Here is a 22713-nt window from a genome sequence, read left to right on the forward strand (position 1 = left end):
GTCTTATTCCTTCCGGCTTATCGGGGACGGGCGGAGGTAACGTCCCTGTAAAGCCCGCCCTCTCGGCGCATCCCTGCGCCTCGCCCCGGCCTTCAGGAAACGCCTCAGCGATTTACAGCCGGACCATGGCGTCGCTGCGAATAAATCGTTTCACTTTAAAAACCAGAATCGCTTCTGGTTAAAAATTAACTGGAGATCCCCCAGCACCGGCAAAGGGAAACGATCGTCAGAAACTATAACTCGCCCCTAACTGATACGTCCTGTCACGCCCAATCCAGCAGTTGGTCGCGTCGTAGCAGGTCAGCGTCTCTTTGTTGGTGATATTCTGCGCGCTGGCTTTGAGCGTTAACCCTGCCAGCGAGGGCAGGATTTCGCCCATCCGGTACGAGGCCGCCAGATCGTACTGCGTAGTGCCGCCCAGTTTTCCCGCATCGTTTGCCGGAGAGATTTCCATCGGCCCGGTGTAGCGTGCGCCCGCTCCCAGCATCAGTCCTTTCAGCGGCGTGTTGTCAAAGGTGTAATCCCCCCAGAGGTTGAAGGCATTCTCCGGGACCTGCGTTGGACGTTTACCTTTGTACTTGTCATCTTGCGTATTGATCGCGTGGGTGTAGGCATAGTTAGCAATCAGCGTCAGGCTGTCCGTCGGGCGGCTAATGGCGGAGAGTTCTGCCCCTTTAGACTCCACTTCCCCGGTCTGACGATAGTTCAGGAAGCCCGGATCGGAGGTGACGACATTTTTCTGCCGGATGTTAAACACCGAGGCGGTAAAGGTGGTGGCGTAGTCGGCCAGCAGATATTTCACCCCGCCCTCCACCTGTTTGCTGGTGGTCGGCTTGACGTCTTTCGCCACGAGCGTACCCTGCGGTGACACCGGCGCAAAACCTTCTGAATAGCTGATAAACGGCGAAATCCCGTTATCGAAGGCGTAAAGCGCGCCCAGGCGTTTGGTGACGCGATCCTGCGATACCCAGGCTTTATCACCGTTTTGCAGGTAGTTGGTGGTAACGGAGCGGTAATCGTCGTAGCGCAGGCTGCCCAGCAGATTGAGGCCGCCAAACTCTACCTGATCCTGCAGGTAGTAACCGTTCTGCTGATAGCTCAGACGGTTTTTCTGGGCGGTATACAGCCCTAATGCGCTTTCGCTGATTTGCGAATAGTCAGGATTGCGCATATCCATGCCCGGCGTGGTCGACGCGTAACGGTAGTGGAAGTGGGAGTTCAGCTTCTGATAGTCAAACCCGGCCAGCAGATGGTGTTTCCAGTCGCCCAGCGCAACGGTTTTAGTCACCTGGTTGTCGATGTTGAAGCTCTTAAGGTCTTCATCGGTGGTGTAGGCAAAGCGGTTGAGCTGATAGACCTCGCTTCCCGTCCCTGTCGCATAGACGCTGCGCTGGTGGGTATCGACGTCGAAATAGCGCGCTTTCTGATTAAAGCCCCAGCCGCTGTCAAACTCATGTTCAAAGCTGTAGCCCAGCATCCACTGACGCTGCTTAAACCCGCTCCATTCGTCTCCTGCGTAATCACGCTTGCCCGCATATTTCGAGCGCAGGTAGGCGAGCGGCAGCGGGTTAGACGGCGTCAGGCTCGGGGTGTTTTGCGCCAGCGCGTCCAGGGTGAGGCGGGTTTTGCTGTCCGGCTGCCAGGTGACGGACGGAGCTACCAGGTAGTTTTCATACCGGGTGGTGTGCGGCTGATCGTCGTTTTCCGTGGCTTTGCCCAGCAGACGGTAGTTCCAGTCGCTGTCGGCAATTTGCCCGGTTGAATCGAGGTATCCCTCTTTCAGATTACGGTTTCCGGTGTTAACGCCGATTTCGGTTCGGGCTTCTCGCTGCGGTTTTTTACTTTGAATATTCACCAGCCCGCCCGGCGAACCGCCGCCGTAAAGGACCGATGAGGGGCCTTTCAGGATATCAACGCTGTCGATCAGCAGCGGATCGATGCGCGCTTTGGTATTGCCGGTGACGTTATAGGGCAGCTGCAGGCCGTTGTAGAACTCCTGGTCGACGGTAAAGCCACGAATTTTATATTCGCTCATGTAGGAGGTATTTCCCCGAACCTCGGTTGAGACGCCCGGGGCATAGCGCAGAATTTCATTCACCGAATTCGCATGGCGCTTTTCAATTTCCGGCGCAGAGAGGGTCGTGATGACCTGCGGCGTTTTACTTTCAGCAACGGCCGATTTTGTGGCGCTGTTCGTCCAGGCCGGCAGCGCGCTGCCCTGCTCTGAGCCGGTGACGACGATAGTGGATTCTTCGGCGAATGCCGGGACCTGCAATGCCACCGTGACGGCGCCTGCCAGGGCGCAAAGCGTAAAACGTGAGGTATTCATAATGTCGTCTTGTTGTTAGATGCAATACGGAACGACAATTATTATCATTTAGATTAACAAATCAATACTCAGGCAAAAAAACGGCCCTCCGCAGAGAGCCGTTCATGTCAATTTATGCTCGTCGCAGTAACCTGAATATGCCCAGCACCACAATGGCACCCACGACAGCGACCAGAAAACTGTGCAGGTCGAAACCACTTATGTTGCCTCCAAAACCAAACATCGTCGCCAGCCAGCCGCCCACAACCGCACCAACGACCCCGAGTACACAGGTCAAAATAAAGCCGCCACCATCGTTTCCCGGCATGATCAGTTTAGCGATAGCGCCAGCAATAAGACCAAAGATAATCCAGGCGATGATACCCATAGCGATGCCCTCTTGCAGGTTTAACGCGTGCGCAGAAAACCTTCTGCACAGCTAACTTAAGTATAGGTCATCGCAGGAAAACCATTTTCATCTCACCGACTTATCTTTGCGTAAACAGGCAAAAAAAACTCACCGGTTTGTATTAAGTTTCATCGCAGATTGCCGATAACGCTAAGACAGTCTGTCATCAATCAAGGAGCCATCCGGCGTGAGTCATTACAGTGAGCAGTTCCTCAAGCAAAATCCGCTGGCTGTATTAGGGGTATTACGCGACCTGCAAAAAGGTGAAGTGCCGCTGCGCATCAGCTGGTCGAATAATCAGTTCATCAGCAAGATCCTTGACGCCTCGCAGGAGCGGCTGGTGATTGATTTAGGCAGTCAGGAGTATGAAAACCGCGCGGCGCTAAAAGCGGAAAATATCGCGGTGATGGCCGAAACGCAGGGCGCCAAAGTGGAGTTTGTCCTGTCGCGGCTGGAACTGAGCGAATACCAGGGACTGCCGGCTTTTGTTACCCCGCTTCCGACCAATCTCTGGTTTGTTCAGCGTCGTGAATATTTCCGCATCAGCGCCCCGCTCCATCCCGCCTATTTTTGTAAGGCCAAAATGCCTGACAAAAAAGAGATCCGCTTCCGCCTCTTCGATTTGTCGCTGGGCGGCATGGGCGCGCTGATGGATACGCCGAAACCGGACGGGCTGGTAGAGGGCATGCGGTTTACGCAAATTGAACTGGATATGGGTGGCTGGGGTCGCTTTTATTTCGATGCGCAGCTGATTGCCATCAGCGACCGCACCGTCGTGGACAGCAAAAATGAAACCATCACCACGCCGCGTCTGAGCTTCCGTTTCCTGAACGTCGGGCCCGGCGCAGAGCGTGAGCTTCAGCGTATTATCTATTCCCTGGAGCGGGAGGCGCGGGAACGCGCAAATAAAGTTCTGTGAAGAAATCGGGCAGCGTGACCGCCGCCCGTCTGCGGCATTACATGGCATCCATCGCTTTCTGTACTTTCCAGATATAACGAGGCGCCTGTGGTGCCGGGTGATTTTTCGCCACATGCTCAAAGAATTCGTCTTTGTCCATGTCGTTAATCTCTTCTATCGCCTCTTTGCGGTCAGAGGAGAAGGTTCTGAGCAACGCGCCGGCACCGTTAACGTAAGACACCACCAGCGCGTACTGCATCACCTCCGGATCCTTAATCCCCTTCAGCACGCCATGCTCCATAATGCTCAGATAGGCCGTGCCCATTGAAATGTTGCGTTCCGGGTTTTTCAGCTCGCTGGTCGACGGCTGGCCGCTCCAGCCCATGTAGCGGTAAACCTCTCTCCCCGCCGTTGACGCTTTAAGCTGCATCAGCCCCACCGCGTTGGACTTGCTGACAAGCGTGGGATTACCGCCGGACTCCACCGCAATGATCGCCGTGATGAGACGCGGGCTGACGCCCCAGGCCTTCCCGGCTTGCTCACTGATCGGCATCCACTGCATGGCCCGTTTCACCGGCACTTCCGGGTTCCAGGGCGGGTTTTGATAATCATGTTTTGAACTACAGCCAGCGAGCAACACAATCAAAAAAGCAAACCATCTCAATTTCACGTCATCTATCCTTATAGCCGGTCATCGCGGTGCGCCGCCTCTTGAAGCAGGCAGCGTATAAGCGGCATGATATAGACAATTAGTTTCTCATTCAGCAAGGAATTGCCATGTCTCAGTTTCATCTCATCGCGCCGTCGGGCTACTGCATTAACCAGGACGCGGCGCAGCGGGGCGTTCAGCGTTTGCTGGAATCTGGCCATCAGGTAGAAAATCAGACGATTATTCCCCGCCGCCAGCAGCGTTTTGCCGGTACCGAAGCGCAGAGGCTGAATGATATCAATAGTCTGGTGAACCTGACGGGCGAAAACCGGATTGTGCTTGCAGTGCGCGGCGGATACGGTGCGAGCCGGCTGCTGGAGAGCATTGACTGGCAGGGGCTGGCGCTGCGCCAGCAGCAGGATCCGCTGCTGATCTGCGGCCACAGCGATTTCACCGTCATCCAGCTCGGGCTGCTGGCCCTGCATAACGTCATCACCTTCAGCGGTCCGATGCTGGCCGGCAACTTCGGCGCACCGGAGCTGGATGCGTTTACCGTGGAACATTTCTGGCGCGCGCTGCGCAATTCCACCTACAGCGTGGAGTGGCAAGGCAATGGACCGCACTGGGAATGTGAAGGCCAGCTCTGGGGCGGCAACCTGGCGATGCTGGTCTCGCTCATCGGCACCCCGTGGATGCCGCAAATCGAGGACGGCATTCTGGTGCTGGAAGATATCAATGAACATCCTTTCCGCGTCGAGCGTATGCTATTGCAGCTTTATCATGCCGGTATTCTTGAACGCCAGTCTGCGGTTGTGCTGGGCAGCTTCAGCGGCTCTGCTCCGAATGACTATGACGCGGGTTACTCCCTTGAGACCATGGTCGACTTCGTTCGCTCGCGGCTGGATATTCCGGTCATCACCGGTCTCGATTTCGGCCACGAGCAGCAAACCGTGACCCTGGCGCTGGGGGCGCACGCCACCCTGATCCACAATGATTCCGGCAGTCGGCTGACCATCAGCGGCCATCCTGTCATAAAGGCATAAAAAAGCCGTTATACCCCCTTAATAAAACGCTGTTGCCGTTGTTAATATGTTAGGGTTTTAGTAACAGCGTTAACATTGAGGTGGGAGTAAGAGAACATTGGATGCCGCAGCGATAATCAGCCTTTTCATTTTGGGTTCCGTCCTTGTAACCAGCAGTATTTTATTAAGTTCATTTTCATCGCGTCTCGGCATACCTATTCTTGTCATTTTCCTCGCCATCGGCATGCTGGCCGGCATTGATGGCATTGGCGGTATCCCATTCGATAACTACCCTTTCGCCTACATGGTGAGTAACCTCGCGCTGGCGGTGATCCTGCTGGACGGCGGGATGCGCACCCAGGCGAGCTCCTTCCGCGTGGCCTTAGGGCCTGCGCTGTCGCTCGCCACGGTCGGCGTGTTGATTACCTCTGGCCTCACCGGAATGATGGCCGCGTGGCTTTTCCATCTCAATATCATGGAAGGTTTGCTGATTGGCGCCATCGTGGGCTCAACCGATGCGGCAGCGGTGTTTTCCCTGCTCGGCGGAAAAGGGCTTAACGAACGCGTTGGCTCCACGCTTGAGATTGAATCCGGCAGTAACGATCCGATGGCGGTATTTCTCACCATTACGCTTATCGAGATGATTCAGCAGCATGAAAGCGGGCTGAGCTGGATGTTTGCGTTACATATCCTGCAGCAGTTCGGCCTGGGGATCGTCATCGGCCTTGCGGGGGGCTATCTGCTACAGCAGACGATCAACCGCATCTCGCTGCCCGCAGGGCTTTACCCCCTGCTGGCGCTGAGCGGTGGCATTCTCATTTTTGCCGTCACCACCGCAGTGGACGGCAGCGGTATTCTCGCGGTCTATCTCTGCGGGTTCCTGATGGGCAACCGCCCTATTCGCAACCGGCATGCCATTTTGCAGAACTTCGACGGTCTGGCGTGGCTGGCGCAAATCGGCATGTTTCTGGTGCTGGGCCTGCTGGTTACGCCATCGGACCTGCTGCCGATCGCCGTTCCGGCGCTGCTGCTGTCCGCGTGGATGATCTTCTTCGCCCGTCCGCTGTCGGTATTTGCAGGCCTGCTGCCGTTTCGCGGCTTCAACCTGCGCGAGCGGGTGTTTATCAGCTGGGTAGGCCTGCGCGGCGCGGTGCCGATTATCCTTGCGGTGTTCCCGATGATGGCCGGTCTGGATAACGCGCGGCTGTTCTTTAACGTGGCGTTCTTCGTGGTGCTGATTTCCCTGCTGTTCCAGGGAACCTCGCTCGGGTGGGCGGCGAAAAAAGCCAAAGTGGTGGTCCCGCCCGTGGGCTGGCCGGTCTCCCGCGTGGGGCTCGATATTCATCCGGAGAACCCGTGGGAACAGTTTGTCTATCAGCTAAGCGCCGACAAATGGTGCGTGGGAGCCTCGCTGCGCGATTTACACATGCCGACCGAAACGCGCATTGCCGCCCTGTTCCGCGATAATGTCCTGCTGCACCCTACCGGCAGCACCCGCCTGCGCGAGGGGGATATTCTCTGCGTGATTGGTCGCGAGCGTGACCTGCCCGCGCTGGGCAAGCTGTTCAGCCAGTCGCCTCCGGTGGCGCTGGACCAGCGCTTCTTCGGCGATTTTATTCTGGAAGCCAGCGCCAAATTTGCGGATGTCGCGCTGATTTACGGTCTGGATGAAGGTGCTGAAGACGGTGATAACCCGCAAACGCTGGGCGAAATCATCCAGCAGCGGCTTGGCGCTGCCCCGGTCGTGGGAGACCAGGTGGAGTTTGCCGGGATGATCTGGACCGTTGCCGAAAAAGAAGATAACGCGGTGCGGAAAGTCGGTTTGAGGCCGATGGAAGAGGAAGTGGAGTAGTTTTTTTGCCGGGTGGCGCTAAGGCTTACCCGGCGAAGATAGGTTACACTGTCACAACAGGCACTCTTGGTGCCAGCGCGCACATCAATTCGTACCCCACCGTGCCCGCCGCGGCAGCAACGTCATCAATCTTAACTTCGTTACCCCACAGCTCGACCGGTGAACCGATGCCCGCCTGCGGGCATGGCGTCAGGTCAACGGCCAGCATATCCATTGATACGGTGCCCACCGTTCCCGTGCGAACCCCATCGACCCAGACCGGCGTACCGGTGGGCGCGATGCGCGGGTAGCCGTCGGCATAGCCGCCCGCCACGATGCCAATCCGCTGCTCGCCTTTTGCCCGGTAGCGGCTACCGTAGCCCACCGTGTCCCCGGCCTTCAGCGTCTGCACGCCAATGATTTCACTGCGCAGGGTCATGACCGGCTTAAGGCCGCTGTTGGCGATATCCTGCCACTGACCAGAGGGAGACGCACCGTACAGAACGATCCCCGGACGCACCCAGTTATAGTGCGCCTCGGGATGCCACAGCGTGGCCGCCGAGTTCGACAGCGAGCGCGGGCAATCCAGCCCTTCTGCCGCCTGCTCAATGCGGACCATGGCATCGGCAATACCGTCGGGTTTTTCCGCGTCGGCAAAATGCGCCATCAGCGTCATTTCGCCCACGTTTTTCATGGCGCGCAGCTGCTGCCAGACCGTATGCACCCGCTCAGGCTGGAAGCCCAGGCGGTTCATGCCGCTGTTGACCTTGAGGTAGATATCCAGCGGAGCATGGAGCTTCGCATCCTGAATCGCCTTGATCTGCCAGTTGCTGTGCACGCTGGTGGTCAGCCGGTACTTGTCCAGCAGCGGCAGATCGTCCGCATGGAAGAAGCCTTCCAGCAGTAGAATCGGCCCTTTCCAGCCGCGCTCGCGCAGCAGAATGGCCTCTTCCAGATTCAGGAGCGCAAAGCCGTCGGTCGCGCTCAGCGCGCTCCAGATACGATCGATACCGTGGCCGTAGGCATTCGCTTTCACCACCGACCAGACGCGCGCGCCGGGGGCCGCCCGACGAACAATTTGCAGATTATCCTTAAGGGCCTGCAGGTTCAGCTGGGCCAGAACAGGACGGGACATGACAACTCCTTAGCTATGCGCGCCGTGCAGGTGCTGTGGACGCGAAGGCGTAAACCCCGATTGATAGCGCGCGGCGCTTAAATCGTCAAACGGAATTGCCGGCGTGCGTCCGGAAATCAGGTCGCTCAGCAGCTGACCCGATCCGCAGGCCATCGTCCAGCCGAGCGTGCCGTGTCCGGTATTGGTCCACAGGTTTTTGAACGGCGTGCGGCCCACGATCGGCGTGCCGTCCGGGGTCATCGGACGCAGGCCGGTCCAGAACGTCGCCTGCTCAACAAAACCGCCGCGCGGGAAGAGATCGCCCACGACCATCTCCAGCGTTTCACGACGCGGCTGCAGCAATTCGGTGTTGAAGCCGACAATTTCCGCCATGCCGCCTACACGAATACGGTTATCGAAGCGGGTAATGGCGATTTTGTAGGTTTCGTCCAGAATGGTCGACACCGGCGCGCCGCTCTCTTCTTTCACCGGAATGGTCAGCGAGTAGCCCTTCAGCGGATAAACCGGAATGTCGAGAATGCCTTTCAGCATGGCGGTGGAGTACGAACCAAACGCCATCACGTAGGCATCGGCTTTGATCACCTCGTCGCCGCACTTCACGCCGTAAATTTTTTCGCCTTCCGACAGCAGCTTGTCGACAGAGGTGTTGAAGCGGAACTTCACCCCCGCCTGCTCGCACATCTGCGCCAGACGTTGCGTAAAGAGCTGGCAGTCGCCGGTTTCGTCATTCGGCAGGCGCAGGCCGCCCGTCAGCTTATGCGCCACTTCCGCCAGCGCCGGTTCAACCTGGCCAAGCTGGCTGGCTTCCAGCAGTTGGTACGGTACGCCGGCATCTTCCAGCACGGCGATATCGCGGGTGGCATTTTCGTACTGTTGCTCGGTGCGGAACAGCTGCAGCGTCCCGCCCTGACGGCCTTCGTACTCAATCCCCGTCGACGCTCGCAGCGCTTTCAGACAGTCGCGGCTGTATTCCGCCAGACGCACCATGCGCCCTTTGTTCTCCATGTAGTGGCGGGTGTCGCAGTTGCGCAGCATCTGCCACATCCACTTCAGTTGGAACTGCGTGCCGTCAAGGCTGATGGCCAGCGGCGCATGGCGCTGGAACATCCATTTAATCGCTTTCAGCGGAACGCCCGGCGCGGCCCACGGCGCCGCATACCCCGGAGAGATTTGCCCGGCGTTCGCCGCGCTGGTTTCAAGCGCGGGACCGGATTCACGATCGATAACGGTTACGTCATGTCCCGCCTGACTTAAATACCAGGCGCTGGTTACCCCAACGACACCACTTCCCAGTATGACAACACGCATAGCCACTCCATTATGTGCAAAAGAACAATCTTCTAATTACAGATTGATAACCTAGTTGAAAATATTATTCAACATACGACTTTTTTATGGTGACTTACCTCACACACCCCCCAGCATCAGTGGATAGTGCTAATTTGGGATCTCCTGCTGCGCGTTATTTTTAACCAGCATAATATGCTGAGGCATACCGTTTTTTTGCCGTATCAAAAACGCGAAATCGCAAAGAAAAAATTTCTGCCCCAGCACGCTTTTTAACACGTTGATCTATGCTTGAAAGGAGGCTCTCCAGACAGAGAGAGCACCCACAACGAGGGCGCGCTAATGGCTACTATTGATTCCCTGAACAAGGACAACACACGTCTGAGCGATGGACCCGACTGGACCTTCGAGCTGCTGGATGTTTACCTCGCCGAAATCGACCGGGTCGCAAAGCTGTATCGTCTGGATACCTATCCCCATCAGATTGAAGTCATTACGTCCGAACAGATGATGGACGCCTACTCCAGCGTCGGGATGCCGATTAACTATCCGCACTGGTCGTTTGGTAAAAAATTTATTGAAACGGAACGGCTGTATAAGCACGGCCAGCAGGGGCTGGCGTATGAGATTGTGATTAACTCCAACCCGTGTATCGCCTATTTAATGGAAGAGAACACCATTACCATGCAGGCGCTGGTGATGGCGCATGCCTGCTACGGGCATAACTCATTTTTCAAGAATAACTACCTGTTCCGTAGCTGGACGGACGCCAGCTCCATCGTCGATTACCTGATCTTCGCCCGTAAATACATTACCGACTGCGAAGAGCGCTACGGCGTGGACGAAGTGGAAAAACTGCTCGACTCCTGCCACGCGCTGATGAACTACGGCGTGGATCGCTACAAACGTCCTCAGAAAATCTCCCTGCAGGAGGAGAAAGCCCGGCAGAAAAGCCGCGAAGAGTACCTGCAAAGCCAGGTGAACATGCTATGGCGTACCCTGCCGAAGCGTGAGGAGGAAAAAACGATCGCCGAGGCGCGTCGCTATCCTTCCGAGCCGCAGGAAAACCTGCTCTATTTTATGGAGAAAAACGCCCCGCTGCTGGAGCCGTGGCAGCGTGAGATCCTGCGCATCGTGCGCAAGGTGAGCCAGTATTTTTACCCGCAAAAGCAGACGCAGGTCATGAACGAAGGCTGGGCGACCTTCTGGCACTACACCATTCTTAACCATCTGTACGACGAGGGAAAAGTGACCGAGCGGTTCATGATGGAATTCCTCCACAGCCATACCAACGTGGTGTTCCAGCCGCCCTACAACAGCCCGTGGTACAGCGGGATTAACCCGTATGCGCTTGGCTTCGCCATGTTCCAGGATATTAAGCGCATCTGCCAGTCGCCGACGGAAGAAGACAAGTACTGGTTCCCGGATATTGCCGGTTCTGACTGGCTGGAAACGCTGCACTTTGCGATGCGCGACTTTAAGGATGAGAGCTTCATCAGCCAGTTTATGTCGCCGAAGATCATGCGTGATTTCCGCTTCTTCACCGTGCTGGACGATGACCGCAACAACTATCTGGAGATATCCGCTATCCATAACGAAGAGGGTTACCGTGAGATCCGCTCTCGCCTCTCTTCCCAGTACAACCTGAGCAATCTTGAGCCAAATATTCAGGTATGGAATGTCGATTTGCGCGGCGACCGCTCCCTGACGCTGCGCTATATTCCGCACAATCGCGCGCCGCTGGATAAAGGGCGTAAAGAGGTGCTGAAGCACGTGCATCGCCTGTGGGGCTTTGACGTGCAGCTGGAGCAGCAGAATGAAGACGGGAGCGTCGAGCTGCTGGAACGTTGCCCGGCGCGGTTGAATACGCTGTAGTGACGCTTTTGCCAGGTGGCGCTACGCTTACCGGGCGAAAAAAAAACCTCTCGTATGAGAGGTTTTTTCTTTTAGCGAGTCTGAATCGCTAAATCACCCGGCAGCGTTTTCTGCATACGGTGCCAGATTTCACCGGAATCGTGACCGTAGCGGCGCACCGTCTCATAAACCTGATCGTGCAGGCCTTCGGTACAGAGCTTGCTCAGCTTGTGGTAGAAGCCCAGCGCCAGGCTACGCGCTTCCGGATTGGCAAAGTAGTGGCGGCCAATGCGAGTATAAAGCCCTTTCATACCGTTGAGGATCAGGCCATACACCGGGTTGCCGGAGGCAAACGCCAGGCCGCGAAACACGTTGTAATCGAGGGTGGCAAAAGCATCGGCGTGATCTTCCACCTCGTTCGCTGTGGCCAGCACCGCAAGGGCGTCTTCCGGATGCTGACGGAAAGCGGTACGAATAAAGATCGTCGCGATGTTGGTGCGAACGGAGAGCAGATTATCAATGAGCTGCGGCACGCTTTCATGGTCGAGACGCGCCAGCGTTTCAAGAATGTTCAGCCCGGACGTTTCCCAGAAGTTGTTCACTTTCGTAGGCTTACCGTGCTGGATCGTCAACCAGCCATCGCGCGCCAGCCGCTGAAGCACTTCACGCAGCGTGGTGCGAGTGACGCCAATCAGTTCAGAGAGTTCGCGTTCAGCCGGAAGAATGGACCCCGCAGGGAAACGATTATTCCAGATGCTTTCAATGATGTACTCTTCCGCGAAACCCGCCGGGCTCTGCGCCTTAATGACCATAGTGAGATTTCCATTACACAGCTTTAGCAAATTGGACTCATCATACCAGAGGCACGCAGTAGCAGGTAGCGCGGCAAAGAGAGAAAAGAGGGATCGCCGTTTCATTTTTGTGAAATTTACAATGCAGCCTTACCCGCCTCCAGGCCGCGATTTTTGCGTATACTGATGTTTTGTCTTACTTGACGGGAAGGACGTCTGTTGTGGAAATTTCTTTTGGGCGCGCGCTATGGCGCAATTTTTTAGGCCAGTCTCCTGACTGGTATAAACTGATACTGTTGGTTTTCCTGGTCGTTAATCCCATCATTTTTAGCGTGAATCCCTTTATCGCCGGCTGGCTGCTGGTGGCGGAGTTTATCTTCACCCTGGCCATGGCGCTGAAATGTTATCCCCTGCTGCCGGGCGGATTGCTGGCGTTTGAAGCCGTCGTCATCGGTATGACCAGCGCCGGGCATGTCAAAGCAGAGCTGGCGTCTAATCTCGAAGTGCTTCTGCTGCTGATCTTTATGGTGGCGGGTATCTACTTTATGAAACAGCTGCTGCTGTTCATCTTCACGCGCCTGCTGCTCAGCATTCCGTCGAAAATGTTCCTCTCGCTGGCGTTTTGCCTTGCCGCCGCCTTCCTGTCAGCCTTCCTGGATGCGCTGACGGTCGTCGCGGTAGTGATCAGCGTCGCGGTTGGGTTTTACGGTATTTATCACCGCGTGGCCTCCTCTCGCCCAAATGAGGACCTGCAGGATGACAGCCACGTCGAGGCGCATAACCGTGACGTGCTGGAACAGTTCCGCGCGTTTCTGCGCAGCCTGATGATGCATGCAGGCGTGGGTACCGCCCTGGGCGGCGTGATGACCATGGTGGGCGAGCCGCAAAACCTGATCATTGCCAAAGCGGCGGGCTGGCACTTCGGTGATTTCTTCCTGAGAATGGCCCCGGTGAGCGTACCGGTGCTGATCTGCGGGCTGGCGACCTGTCTGCTGGTGGAGAAGTTTCGCCTCTTTGGGTACGGGGCGCAGCTCCCGGAGCCGGTACGTCAGGAACTGCATAAATTCGATGTGCAGAGCCGAAGCCAGCGGACGCGCCAGGAGACGCTACGACTGATTGCTCAGGGGATCATTGGCGTCTGGCTTATCGCGGCGCTGGCGTTCCATCTTGCCGAAGTGGGGCTGATTGGCCTGTCAGTCATTATTCTCGCCACCACCTTTACCGGCGTGACGGACGAACATGCCATCGGCAAGGCGTTTACCGAAGCCCTGCCGTTTACCGCCCTGCTGGCGGTGTTCTTTGCCGTCGTGGCGGTGATTATCGACCAGCACCTGTTCGCGCCGATTATTGCCTTTGTATTACAGGCGTCACCGGATGCTCAGCTCTCGCTGTTTTACCTGTTTAACGGCCTGCTCTCGTCGATCTCAGATAACGTCTTTGTCGGGACGGTCTACATCAACGAGGCCAAAGCGGCCATGGAGCAAGGCGTTATCAGCGCCGGACAGTTTGAGCTGCTGGCCGTGGCGATCAACACCGGTACCAACCTGCCGTCGGTAGCGACGCCAAATGGCCAGGCCGCCTTCCTGTTCCTGCTGACCTCCGCCCTCGCGCCGCTCATACGTCTTTCTTATGGCAGGATGGTGTGGATGGCGCTGCCCTATACGCTGGTGCTCACGATCGTCGGATTGCTTTGCGTCAAAATTACCCTCATTCCCTGTACGCAATGGCTGGTACAAGCGGGTATACTTGCGGCGCAGTAAACTATGCATCTCGGGCAGTTCGCTGCCCGTTTGCCTTTTCGCACGATAAACATCCAATTACGTTTTATTTCGCCAGGTACAGGTGGCGCGAAAAACGAATTCGTTTACACTGCGCTTTCTAAGCATGTTCCAGGGAAATGATTATGTTGAGATTTTTAAACCAGTGCTCCCGCGGTCGCGGAGCGTGGTTGTTAATGGCCCTGACCGCCTTTGCGCTGGAAATGGTCGCGCTGTGGTTCCAGCACGTAATGGGTCTTAAACCTTGCGTGCTGTGTATTTACGAACGCTGCGCGCTGTTCGGCATTATGGGCGCAGGTCTGGTGGGTGCAATTGCCCCTAAATCGCCGCTTCGCTATGCCGCTATTGCCATCTGGATTTACAGTGCCTGGAAAGGGATTGAACTCTCCTGGCAGCACACCATGATGCAACTGCATCCGTCACCGTTTATGACCTGTGATTTTGCCGCCCGCTTCCCGAGCTGGCTGCCGCTGGACAAATGGCTGCCGCAGGTGTTTGTTGCATCCGGTGACTGCTCCGTTCGTCAGTGGGAATTCCTGACGCTGGAGATGCCGCAGTGGCTGGTGGGCATTTTTGCGGCCTACTTCGTCGTGGCGCTGCTGGTGCTGATCGCTCAGCCGTTCAAACCGAAGAAACGCGATCTGTTCGGAAGGTAAAAGCAAAACGGCAACCTCGGTTGCCGTTTTTAGTGCTTGCGCCCTCTCCCGTGGAAGAGAGTTGGGGTGAGGGCGTCAGGCCGCACAAGCACAAAAAAACCCGCCTCGGCGGGTTTTTTAATCTCAACGGGTCGGGTGGTTCATTATGTGATCTTCCCAGTCACGCACCTCGGACTCTTTCACCGCAATGTGGCGCACAGAAATACGTTCACCGTGCATCGCCGCTTTTGAACCGGTTAACAGCGGATGCCAGTCAGGCAGACCTTTCCCTTCCGCCAGCAGGCGATACGCGCAGGTATGCGGCAGCCATTCAAACGTCGGCAGATTATCCCGGGTTAACTTGATGCAGTCAGGCTCAAATTCAAACCGGCGCTCATAGTTGCGGCACTGGCAGGTTTTAATGTTTAACTGCTTGCAGGCAACGTTGGTGAAGTAGATTTCGTCCGTATCTTCATCCATCAGCTTGTGCAGGCAGCACTGCCCGCAGCCGTCGCACAATGATTCCCATTCCGCGTCAGTCATGTCGTCGAGAGTTTTGCTTTGCCAGAAAGGGATGTCGTTCATCAGGATGTCCACACGTCAAAAGAAAGCGCACCTTATAACGAGTCTGGCACGTTGTTGCAAGTTTTGCCGCCCTCTTCAGGCGGCAAGATGGGGTTACAGCACGCGGGTTTTCAGCGACAGGCCGTTGAAACCGACCTCAAGCTCGTCACCGCTGAGTAGCGGGCCAACGCCTTCTGGGGTTCCGGTCAGGATCACATCGCCTGGTTTAAGGGTAAAGAAGCGGCTCATGTAAGCGATCAGCGGCACGATCTTATGGATCATGTCTGCCGTGGTGCCCTGCTGGCGGATCTCGCCGTTAACCTTGAGGCTGAGCGGCGTGTCCTGGGGATCGCCGGTAAATTCGCTCACCGGCACAAACGCCGAAATCGGGCAGGAATTATCAAACCCTTTGGCTTTTTCCCACGGCTGTCCTGCTTTCTTCATTTTGCCCTGCACGTCACGCAGGGTCAGATCCAGCGCCACGCCGTATCCGGCAATCGCTTTTTTAACATGTTCTTCTGAGGCCTGGCGCAGCGTCGCGCCGATCAGCACGGCAAGTTCAACTTCGTGATGCACCGAACCCAGCCCCTGGGGCAGCGCCAGCGGCTGGCGGATATCGCAAAGCGCCGTTTCAGGCTTAATAAACAGGACCGGCTCTTCTGGCGTCGCGCTGCCCATCTCCTGAATATGTTTTGCATAGTTGCTGCCTACGCAAACCACTTTGCTGACGGGATAATCCAGTAATGCACCTTGCCAGTTATGATGTTGATACATGGTCGACCCCTAAACGGTTGATGTGTTGTGCCCAAAAGCAGTTGAGACTATTTTTTGCCGTTCGCCTCAAGATGCTGTTTTAATAAATTCTCGGGTGGCGGTGGAAGCTGTAAATAATAGCCTTGCTCGGCTAAGGCCGTTTTCACTTTATCCAGATCGGCATTAATCAGTTTCTTACGACCATCAAGCGGCAGCAGCATCGCCATCTGCGGTCGGCCAAAGTTCTTCATTAATTCTTCAGGCACGCGTGAAAAATCGTCTTTCTTTTCGACATAAAGATAGGTCTGGTCACGGCTTGTACTTCTGTAGATCACACAAAACATGTTTTTACTCTGAATTAATGGGTGGTTGCTTGCCTCAATATACTCCTGACTATAACATGCCTGATACTCTTCGGAATATCGCAGCGAGTGGTTGCGGTTAATAGCAAATTGAGTAAGGCCAGGATGTCAAACACGCCCATCGAGCTTAAAGGCAGTAGCTTCACCTTATCAGTGGTACATTTGCATGATGCAAAACCCGAGGTTATTCGTCAGGCGTTAGAAGACAAAATCGCCCAGGCTCCCGCCTTTCTGAAGCACGCCCCTGTTGTTATCAACGTCAGCGGTCTTGAGGCTCCGGTTAACTGGAAGCTTCTCCAGCAGGCCGTCTCCTCGACCGGACTGCGTATCGTGGGCATCAGCGGCTGCAAAGATACTGAGCTGAAAGCGGAAATTGAGCGTGCGGGGCTGCCCCTTCTGAATGAGGGCAAAGAAAAAGCCTCGCGTGCGGCACCCGTTGCCGTGCAAACACCCCCTCCTGCGGTGCAAAACGTTACTACCGTCACAAAAACGCGAATGATTGATGTGCCGGTTCGTTCCGGTCAGCGCATTTATGCACCAAACTGTGATCTGATTGTTACAAGCCACGTCAGTGCTGGCGCTGAGCTGATTGCAGATGGCAATATTCACGTATACGGTATGATGCGTGGACGTGCGCTCGCAGGTGCAAGTGGCGATCGAGATGCGCAAATATTTTGTACTCACCTGACGGCGGAACTGGTGTCCATCGCAGGTGAATATTGGCTGAGCGACAAGATCCCAGCCGAATTTTATGGCAAAGCGGCTCGCCTGCTTCTGGCAGACGACGCGTTGACCGTTCAACCGTTGAATTGATCCCTTTTTAACAAGGAATTTCTATGGCACGCATTATTGTTGTTACTTCGGGTAAAGGAGGCGTTGGCAAGACCACCTCCAGCGCGGCCATCGCTACTGGTTTGGCCCAGAAGGGAAAGAAAACCATCGTTATCGATTTCGATATCGGTCTGCGTAACCTCGACCTCATCATGGGATGTGAGCGTCGCGTCGTGTATGACTTCGTGAACGTCATTCAGGGCGATGCCACGCTGAACCAGGCGATGATCAAAGACAAGCGCACCGAGAACCTCTACATTCTCCCGGCTTCTCAGACGCGTGACAAAGACGCCCTGACCCGTGAGGGCGTGGAAAAGGTGCTCGACGATCTGAAAAAAATGGATTTCGACTTCATTGTCTGCGACTCCCCTGCGGGCATCGAAACCGGTGCCCTGATGGCGCTCTACTTCGCTGATGAAGCGATCATCACCACCAACCCTGAAGTTTCATCCGTGCGTGACTCAGACCGCATTCTGGGCATCCTCGCCTCAAAATCCCGTCGTGCGGAAAATGGCGAAGATCCGATTAAAGAACACCTGCTGCTCACCCGCTACAATCCGGGCCGCGTGAACAAAGGTGACATGCTGAGCATGGAAGACGTGCTGGAGATCCTGCGCATTAAGCTGGTGGGCGTTATCCCGGAAGATCAGTCCGTGTTACGCGCCTCTAACCAGGGCGAGCCAGTGATCCTTGATACAATGGCAGATGCAGGTAAAGCTTACGCCGATACCGTTGACCGTCTGCTGGGAGAAGAACGTCCTTTCCGCTTCATTGAAGAAGAGAAGAAAGGTTTCCTCAAACGCCTGTTCGGAGGATAAGTTATGGCATTACTGGACTTTTTTCTCTCGCGGAAAAAGAACACCGCCAACATCGCAAAAGAACGTCTGCAAATTATCGTTGCGGAGCGTCGTCGTAGCGACGCCGAGCCTCACTACCTGCCGCAGCTGCGCAAGGACATCCTGGAAGTGATCTGCAAGTACGTGCAGATTGACCCGGAGATGGTCACGGTGCAGCTGGAACAAAAAGACGGGGATATTTCGATTCTGGAGCTGAACGTTACGCTCCCGGAAGCGGAAGAGTCGCGTCCGTAGGTTTGTGTTTTCGTCGCCCCGGTAAGCGCAGCGCCACCGGGGAAATATGCCGGGTATATCGCCCGGCATATTTTTTATCGCGGGTAACCTTCCAGCAGCGTATTCAGGCGATCGGCCATCAATTCCCCGCGCCAGCCCGCCATCATCTCCGGCACGCCATTCTGCGGCTTCAGCTTCCAGTGCCAGTTCAGCAGTTGGTTAATCTGACGACGTGAGGCGAGCAGTTCCGCACTCAGCTTGCTTTCCGTTGCAACTGCCTGCACCAGCGCTTTGATATCCTTAAACGCTTTGCGATAGCCCGGCATGTCCATCAGGTTCAGCAGCGGTTCCGGCAGCCCATCTTCCGGCAGCTCCTGCGCTTTGGCGACCAGCGCCAGCAGGGTTTTACCGTGGAAGCGGATCTCGCTGCCCGAAAGGCCAATGCTGTCCAGCTCGCCCAGGCTGCCCGGCATATAGCGCGCGACTGCCCAGAGATGCTCTTCGCGAACCACAAAGTTAACGGCCAGATCGCGCTCGCGCGCTTTACGCAAGCGCCAGTCTGCCAGCAGCTGCAGGCATGCCAGCTGACGCGTGCGCAGCTGCCAGGCGTTGCTGATATCGCGCCAGGCCTCTTTCGGGTCAACCACTTCCTGACGACGCTGCTGGGTCATACGGCACTCGTCCAGCGCAGCAGCGAGCCAGCCGGAGGCTTCTGCCTCTTTCATCAGCTGTCCGGCAATCGGCAGTAGGTAAAACACGTCTGCCGCCGCATATTCAAGCTGACGCTCGGTAAGCGGGCGCGCCAGCCAGTCGGTACGGGATTCACTTTTATCCAGCGTCAGGCCCGTATACTCCTCCACCATGGCAGCAAAGCCCCATGAGAGCGGACGATTGCTGAATGCCGCGAGGATCTGCGTGTCAATCAGCGGCTGGGGCATGATGCCAAAGGTGTTCAGAAAGACTTCCAGATCTTCACTGCCTGCGTGCAGGTATTTCGTCACGGCGGTATTGAGCAGCAGGTCACGCATCGGCGTCCAGTCGGTAATGCCGAGAGGGTCAATCAGCGAGACGTGTTTACCGTCGTACATCTGAATCAAACCCAGCTGCGGATAATAGGTCCGGGTACGGACAAACTCGGTATCCAGGGCAATGGCAGGAAAGTCGCGCGTCACTTCGCACAGCGAAGCCAGCTCGTCGTTGGTCGTGATCATCTGGTAATTCAAAACGGGTTCTCTTTTGTTTGCGCCCATAAAAAACGCCGGCTTAACCGGCGTCTGGGCGATTAGCGTGAAGCTCAGGCCTTATTGTCTACTTTGCCACGGGCTTCGTCACGTAATTCTCGTCGTAATATCTTCCCGACGTTGGATTTTGGCAGCTCGTCGCGGAATTCCACCAGCTTCGGCACCTTGTAGCCCGTCAGCTGACGACGGCAAAACGTTACCAGCGCTTCCTCGGTGAGTGAAGGATCTTTCTTGACCACAAATATCTTCACCGCTTCACCGCTACTGCCGGAAGGGACGCCGACAGCCGCCACTTCAAGTACGCCGCTGTGCTGCATAACCACGTCTTCGATCTCATTCGGATAGACGTTGAAGCCGGAGACCAGGATCATGTCTTTCTTGCGATCGACGATGCGCAGGAAGCCCTCGTCATCCATTACCGCAATATCACCGGTGTGCAGCCAGCCGTCTTTGATGATTTCGTCGGTCGCATCGGGACGCTGCCAGTAACCCAGCATCACCTGCGGACCTCTGACGCAAAGCTCACCCGGCTCGCCCGGCGCGACTTCGTTATCGTTATCATCGACCAGTTTGGCCTCTGTCGAAGGAACCGGCAGACCAATGCTTCCACTGTGATAGTCGATATCGTGTGGGTTCACGCTGACCAGCGGAGCACATTCCGTCAGCCCATAGCCTTCCAGCAAATACTGGCCGGTGAGCTTCACCCAGCGCTCGGCGACCGCCTGCTGAACCGGCATGCCGCCGCCCGCAGAGAGATGCAGCGTGGAGAAATCCAGCTGCTGGAACTCTTTGTTATTAAGCAGCGCGTTAAACAGAGTGTTCACCCCCGTCATGGCGGTGAATGGGTATTTCGCCAGCTCTTTCACCAGGCCCGGGATATCGCGCGGGTTGGTGATGAGGATGTTCTGACCACCCAGTTCAATAAACAGCAGGCAGTTCATGGTCAGCGCAAAGATGTGATACAGCGGAAGCGCGGTGATCACCACCTCTTTGCCCGGATGCAGCAGCGGCCCGTAGGTAGCGTTCACCTGTTCAAGGTTTGCCAGCATATTGCGGTGGGTAAGCATGGCCCCTTTGGCGACGCCAGTGGTCCCGCCCGTGTATTGCAGAAACGCAAGATCTTCCGCCACCACTTCGGGTTTCACATACTGCATACGGTAGCCCGCATGCAGCGCGCGGCGGAAGGAGATGGCGTCCGGCAGGTGGTATTTTGGCACCAGGCGCTTGACGTATTTGACGACAAAGTTAACCAGCGTGCCTTTGGCGGTAGAGAGCTGATCCCCCATGCGCGTCAGGATGACGTGTTTAACCTGGGTTTTGTCGACCACTTTTTCCAGGGTATGGGCGAAGTTGGACACAATGACAATCGCGGCAGCGCCGCTGTCGTTCAGCTGATGCTCCAGCTCGCGCGGGGTGTACAGCGGGTTGACGTTGACGACAATCATCCTGGCTCGCAGGATACCGAACAGCGCCACCGGGTATTGCAGCAGGTTCGGCATCATCAGCGCGACGCGGTCCCCTTTTTGCAGCCCCAGCCCTTCCTGCAGATACGCCGCAAACGCGCGGCTACGCTCCTCAAGCTTACGGAACGTCATGACCTCGCCCATATTCACGAATGCGGGCTGGTCCGCGTAGCGCCTTACCGAGTGTTCAAATAATTCCACCAGGGATTGATAACGGTCAGGATTGATCTCAGCAGGAACATCTGCGGGATAACGTTTAAGCCAAACCTTCTTCAATGCATCACCTCTGAAATGAGTGTTCGTCGTCATCACAACCCCGATAATAAACAGTTTGTTAACATTATATTAACTCAGCGTACCAGTTTATTAATTGTTCAGATTTAAGGTTGCGAAGCGCGTCACTCTTTTTTTTCGTTTTATCCGTAAAAAAACAGAGACAGCGGCTGAGCCGCTGTCTCTTTTCTAACAATAACAGTAAGTTACTCAGTAACGATCGTCTGAACCTGTGCAGGGCCCGGGTTATACCAGCCCCAGCCCGGGTAGCCGTAACGATAAGGATGTGGACCCCACATCCACGGATCCATCGGCTGTGGCGGCATGATCACCTGCTGTGCCAGCCGCCAGCGTTTATACCCGTTGACCTGCATGGTCATAAATTTATACGGCGTGCTGCCGATTTTGCCCTGCACGGCGCCGGTAATCGGCCCGACGACGGTCACCAGCTGTCCGCGAAAATCGACCGGATCGAGGAAACCGCTGACGTCCGCATAGATACGCCCGCGAGAGGCCTCACCCAGAACCGGCCGCGCGCCGCTGTCCAGCGGAACGGTCGCGATCTCCAGACGGGTTTTCCCCTGCTGGTTTTGTACGTCGATGACCTTACCGCCAAAGCGCGCTTCCTGGCCGACGTAAAGCTCAGGCGCATTCATCACTCGCACCAGATCCTGCTGTGGCGTCGGGCTGCTGCCCTTAATCGCATCAGGAACGGAAACGCATCCGCTCAGTGCTATGGCTACTGCGCCTGCCATAATAAGGCGTACTACTTTAGTCTGAACCGCCATGATGCGACTCCTTTTTCTCAGTTCCTGTTACTGAGATTCACTCGCGGCCCGGAAGTTTCTTCCACGCGACGGTGTTTCGCAAATAAACCGGCTCCGCCTGTTCAACGGCCACGGTTTTTCCTGCTGCGAGCAGCCGGGAGGCAATCGGAAGCATATCTTCCGCAGCCGGCAGCAGCATGTTGCCGTCCACCAGCGTCAAACCGGTGTCGTTTGCCATGTCTGGCCACGCCGGCCAGCCGGTGCCGACGGTTGCCCACTCACCGGAGAGCTGCTTCAGTCGTTCAGTGACCGCTTCCGGCTTAAGCACGGCTTCCGTCTCTTCACCGTGCCACACGCCCTGCTCATCGCGGGTGTATTCAGCCCAGTAAACTTCGCCCATGCGGGCATCTATTGCGGCCAGGACGCGCGTTGCCCCGGTCATGCGCCATGCGCCCTGCGCCATGGTGGCGAGGGTTGAGACGCCGATCATCGGCAGTTCGGCGCCGAGCGCCAGCCCCTGCGCAATGCCGATCCCGATACGTACGCCCGTAAAGCTGCCGGGGCCACGGCCAAAGGCCAGCACATCGAGGTCGGTTAAGGAGGTGTTGCCCTGGGTTAAAATGGCTTTTACCAGGGGCAGAATGCGTTGGGTGTGTTCCCGTGGGCACTCTTCGAAATGAGCAGAAACAGCACCTTCGTTCAACAGAGCGACAGAGCAAGCCTCTGTCGCGGTATCAATAGCCAGAATTCGCATCAGTCGTCGCGCTCTCGCAAGGGTCAGTCACAAAATGG

22 protein-coding genes are annotated in these 22713 nt (G+C 56.2%); 9 read left to right on the top strand and 13 right to left on the bottom strand.

Annotated elements, in window-relative coordinates; translation table 11 throughout:
- Positions 1-226: 226 nt before the first annotated feature.
- The gene (locus DEO48_RS10170; protein WP_109845077.1) at positions 227-2329 is read right to left on the bottom strand and encodes a TonB-dependent siderophore receptor; all 2103 of its coding nucleotides are present in this window, start codon (positions 2327-2329) and stop codon (positions 227-229) included.
- 112 nt (positions 2330-2441) lie between these two features.
- Positions 2442-2696 carry a GlsB/YeaQ/YmgE family stress response membrane protein gene (locus DEO48_RS10175; RefSeq protein WP_008502662.1) on the bottom strand — a complete coding sequence of 85 codons (255 nt, stop codon included), beginning with the start codon at positions 2694-2696 and terminating at the stop codon, positions 2442-2444.
- Between the two features lie 208 nt (positions 2697-2904).
- Between DEO48_RS10175 and DEO48_RS10180 the strand changes: the two genes are divergently transcribed.
- Positions 2905-3636 carry a flagellar brake protein gene (locus DEO48_RS10180; RefSeq protein WP_109845078.1) on the top strand — a complete coding sequence of 244 codons (732 nt, stop codon included), beginning with the start codon at positions 2905-2907 and terminating at the stop codon, positions 3634-3636.
- Positions 3637-3673: 37 nt separating this feature from the next.
- Here the strand turns inward: DEO48_RS10180 and emtA are convergent, their stop codons facing one another.
- Entirely contained in the window at positions 3674-4285 is a 612-nt protein-coding gene (emtA, locus tag DEO48_RS10185) for a membrane-bound lytic murein transglycosylase EmtA (RefSeq protein WP_023312175.1), read from the bottom strand.
- 107 nt (positions 4286-4392) lie between these two features.
- On the opposite strand from emtA, the gene ldcA reads away from it, so the two are divergent.
- Positions 4393-5307, top strand: coding sequence for a muramoyltetrapeptide carboxypeptidase (gene ldcA, locus DEO48_RS10190; protein WP_109845079.1), 915 nt, complete (start codon positions 4393-4395; stop codon positions 5305-5307).
- A gap of 97 nt (positions 5308-5404) precedes the next feature.
- Positions 5405-7138: a potassium/proton antiporter gene (locus DEO48_RS10195; RefSeq protein ID WP_109845080.1), complete on the top strand. Its 1734-nt coding sequence runs from the start codon at positions 5405-5407 to the stop codon at positions 7136-7138.
- A gap of 43 nt (positions 7139-7181) precedes the next feature.
- On the opposite strand, the gene dadX is transcribed toward DEO48_RS10195, so the two are convergent.
- Complete coding sequence (gene dadX / locus DEO48_RS10200) at positions 7182-8252, bottom strand: catabolic alanine racemase DadX (RefSeq protein WP_109845081.1); 1071 nt, start codon at positions 8250-8252, stop codon at positions 7182-7184.
- Between the two features lie 9 nt (positions 8253-8261).
- The gene (locus tag DEO48_RS10205; RefSeq protein ID WP_032658462.1) at positions 8262-9560 is read right to left on the bottom strand and encodes a D-amino acid dehydrogenase; all 1299 of its coding nucleotides are present in this window, start codon (positions 9558-9560) and stop codon (positions 8262-8264) included.
- Between the two features lie 321 nt (positions 9561-9881).
- On the opposite strand from DEO48_RS10205, the gene DEO48_RS10210 reads away from it, so the two are divergent.
- Positions 9882-11414, top strand: coding sequence for a SpoVR family protein (locus DEO48_RS10210; protein WP_023293929.1), 1533 nt, complete (start codon positions 9882-9884; stop codon positions 11412-11414).
- Positions 11415-11485: 71 nt separating this feature from the next.
- Here DEO48_RS10210 and fadR read toward each other — a convergent pair whose 3' ends face one another.
- Positions 11486-12205 carry a fatty acid metabolism transcriptional regulator FadR gene (gene fadR / locus DEO48_RS10215; protein WP_023312180.1) on the bottom strand — a complete coding sequence of 240 codons (720 nt, stop codon included), beginning with the start codon at positions 12203-12205 and terminating at the stop codon, positions 11486-11488.
- Between the two features lie 200 nt (positions 12206-12405).
- On the opposite strand from fadR, the gene nhaB reads away from it, so the two are divergent.
- Positions 12406-13944, top strand: a complete 1539-nt coding sequence (gene nhaB, locus DEO48_RS10220) for a Na(+)/H(+) antiporter NhaB (RefSeq protein WP_109845082.1) — start codon at positions 12406-12408, stop codon at positions 13942-13944.
- A 143-nt stretch (positions 13945-14087) separates the two neighbouring features.
- Complete coding sequence (gene dsbB, locus DEO48_RS10225) at positions 14088-14618, top strand: disulfide bond formation protein DsbB (RefSeq protein ID WP_047652291.1); 531 nt, start codon at positions 14088-14090, stop codon at positions 14616-14618.
- 123 nt (positions 14619-14741) lie between these two features.
- Here the strand turns inward: dsbB and DEO48_RS10230 are convergent, their stop codons facing one another.
- The 3 genes from DEO48_RS10230 to DEO48_RS10240 all read right to left on the bottom strand — a co-directional run bounded on the left by DEO48_RS10230 (position 14742) and on the right by DEO48_RS10240 (position 16258).
- Positions 14742-15182 (bottom strand): YcgN family cysteine cluster protein, encoded by a 441-nt coding sequence (locus DEO48_RS10230; RefSeq protein ID WP_024909872.1) that lies wholly within the window; start codon positions 15180-15182, stop codon positions 14742-14744.
- Between the two features lie 93 nt (positions 15183-15275).
- On the bottom strand, positions 15276-15935 hold the full coding sequence (locus DEO48_RS10235) for a fumarylacetoacetate hydrolase family protein (RefSeq protein ID WP_029742142.1): 660 nt from the start codon (positions 15933-15935) through the stop codon (positions 15276-15278).
- Positions 15936-15982: 47 nt separating this feature from the next.
- On the bottom strand, positions 15983-16258 hold the full coding sequence (locus DEO48_RS10240; protein ID WP_109845083.1) for a YcgL domain-containing protein: 276 nt from the start codon (positions 16256-16258) through the stop codon (positions 15983-15985).
- Between the two features lie 123 nt (positions 16259-16381).
- Between DEO48_RS10240 and minC the strand changes: the two genes are divergently transcribed.
- The 3 genes from minC to minE are packed head-to-tail and all read left to right on the top strand — an operon-like array spanning position 16382 to position 18198.
- Complete coding sequence (minC, locus tag DEO48_RS10245; protein ID WP_023312186.1) at positions 16382-17089, top strand: septum site-determining protein MinC; 708 nt, start codon at positions 16382-16384, stop codon at positions 17087-17089.
- Positions 17090-17112: 23 nt separating this feature from the next.
- A complete protein-coding gene (gene minD / locus DEO48_RS10250; RefSeq protein ID WP_023312187.1) occupies positions 17113-17925 on the top strand; it encodes a septum site-determining protein MinD in 813 nt (270 codons plus the stop codon).
- Positions 17926-17928: 3 nt separating this feature from the next.
- Positions 17929-18198 (top strand): cell division topological specificity factor MinE, encoded by a 270-nt coding sequence (gene minE / locus DEO48_RS10255; protein ID WP_008500504.1) that lies wholly within the window; start codon positions 17929-17931, stop codon positions 18196-18198.
- Positions 18199-18272: 74 nt separating this feature from the next.
- On the opposite strand, the gene rnd is transcribed toward minE, so the two are convergent.
- The 4 genes from rnd to tsaB all read right to left on the bottom strand — a co-directional run bounded on the left by rnd (position 18273) and on the right by tsaB (position 22675).
- A complete protein-coding gene (gene rnd, locus DEO48_RS10260) occupies positions 18273-19400 on the bottom strand; it encodes a ribonuclease D (RefSeq protein ID WP_109845163.1) in 1128 nt (375 codons plus the stop codon).
- Positions 19401-19471: 71 nt separating this feature from the next.
- Positions 19472-21157: a long-chain-fatty-acid--CoA ligase FadD gene (gene fadD, locus DEO48_RS10265; RefSeq protein WP_146198261.1), complete on the bottom strand. Its 1686-nt coding sequence runs from the start codon at positions 21155-21157 to the stop codon at positions 19472-19474.
- Positions 21158-21360: 203 nt separating this feature from the next.
- A complete protein-coding gene (locus DEO48_RS10270) occupies positions 21361-21942 on the bottom strand; it encodes a Slp family lipoprotein (protein ID WP_032658483.1) in 582 nt (193 codons plus the stop codon).
- Between the two features lie 37 nt (positions 21943-21979).
- Positions 21980-22675: a tRNA (adenosine(37)-N6)-threonylcarbamoyltransferase complex dimerization subunit type 1 TsaB gene (tsaB, locus tag DEO48_RS10275; protein WP_109845085.1), complete on the bottom strand. Its 696-nt coding sequence runs from the start codon at positions 22673-22675 to the stop codon at positions 21980-21982.
- Positions 22676-22713 lie beyond the last annotated feature (38 nt).

The sequence above is a fragment of the Enterobacter sp. CGMCC 5087 genome, assembly GCF_003144775.1.
In the GTDB taxonomy this organism is placed as follows: domain Bacteria; phylum Pseudomonadota; class Gammaproteobacteria; order Enterobacterales; family Enterobacteriaceae; genus Enterobacter; species Enterobacter cloacae_M.

Bases quoted from the DNA above. Each gene is read 5' to 3' on its own strand.
- DEO48_RS10230 (WP_024909872.1), bottom strand. From the start codon at position 15,182: ATGAACGACATCCCTTTCTGGCAAAGCAAAACTCTCGACGACATGACT.
- DEO48_RS10240 (WP_109845083.1), bottom strand. From the start codon at position 16,258: ATGTTTTGTGTGATCTACAGAAGTACAAGCCGTGACCAGACCTATCTT.
- minD (WP_023312187.1), top strand. From the start codon at position 17,113: ATGGCACGCATTATTGTTGTTACTTCGGGTAAAGGAGGCGTTGGCAAG.
- dadX (WP_109845081.1), bottom strand. From the start codon at position 8,252: ATGTCCCGTCCTGTTCTGGCCCAGCTGAACCTGCAGGCCCTTAAGGAT.
- dsbB (WP_047652291.1), top strand. From the start codon at position 14,088: ATGTTGAGATTTTTAAACCAGTGCTCCCGCGGTCGCGGAGCGTGGTTG.
- DEO48_RS10235 (WP_029742142.1), bottom strand. From the start codon at position 15,935: ATGTATCAACATCATAACTGGCAAGGTGCATTACTGGATTATCCCGTC.
- minE (WP_008500504.1), top strand. From the start codon at position 17,929: ATGGCATTACTGGACTTTTTTCTCTCGCGGAAAAAGAACACCGCCAAC.
- DEO48_RS10210 (WP_023293929.1), top strand. From the start codon at position 9,882: ATGGCTACTATTGATTCCCTGAACAAGGACAACACACGTCTGAGCGAT.
- minC (WP_023312186.1), top strand. From the start codon at position 16,382: ATGTCAAACACGCCCATCGAGCTTAAAGGCAGTAGCTTCACCTTATCA.
- DEO48_RS10175 (WP_008502662.1), bottom strand. From the start codon at position 2,696: ATGGGTATCATCGCCTGGATTATCTTTGGTCTTATTGCTGGCGCTATC.
- DEO48_RS10270 (WP_032658483.1), bottom strand. From the start codon at position 21,942: ATGGCGGTTCAGACTAAAGTAGTACGCCTTATTATGGCAGGCGCAGTA.
- DEO48_RS10170 (WP_109845077.1), bottom strand. From the start codon at position 2,329: ATGAATACCTCACGTTTTACGCTTTGCGCCCTGGCAGGCGCCGTCACG.
- tsaB (WP_109845085.1), bottom strand. From the start codon at position 22,675: ATGCGAATTCTGGCTATTGATACCGCGACAGAGGCTTGCTCTGTCGCT.
- DEO48_RS10205 (WP_032658462.1), bottom strand. From the start codon at position 9,560: ATGCGTGTTGTCATACTGGGAAGTGGTGTCGTTGGGGTAACCAGCGCC.
- fadR (WP_023312180.1), bottom strand. From the start codon at position 12,205: ATGGTCATTAAGGCGCAGAGCCCGGCGGGTTTCGCGGAAGAGTACATC.
- ldcA (WP_109845079.1), top strand. From the start codon at position 4,393: ATGTCTCAGTTTCATCTCATCGCGCCGTCGGGCTACTGCATTAACCAG.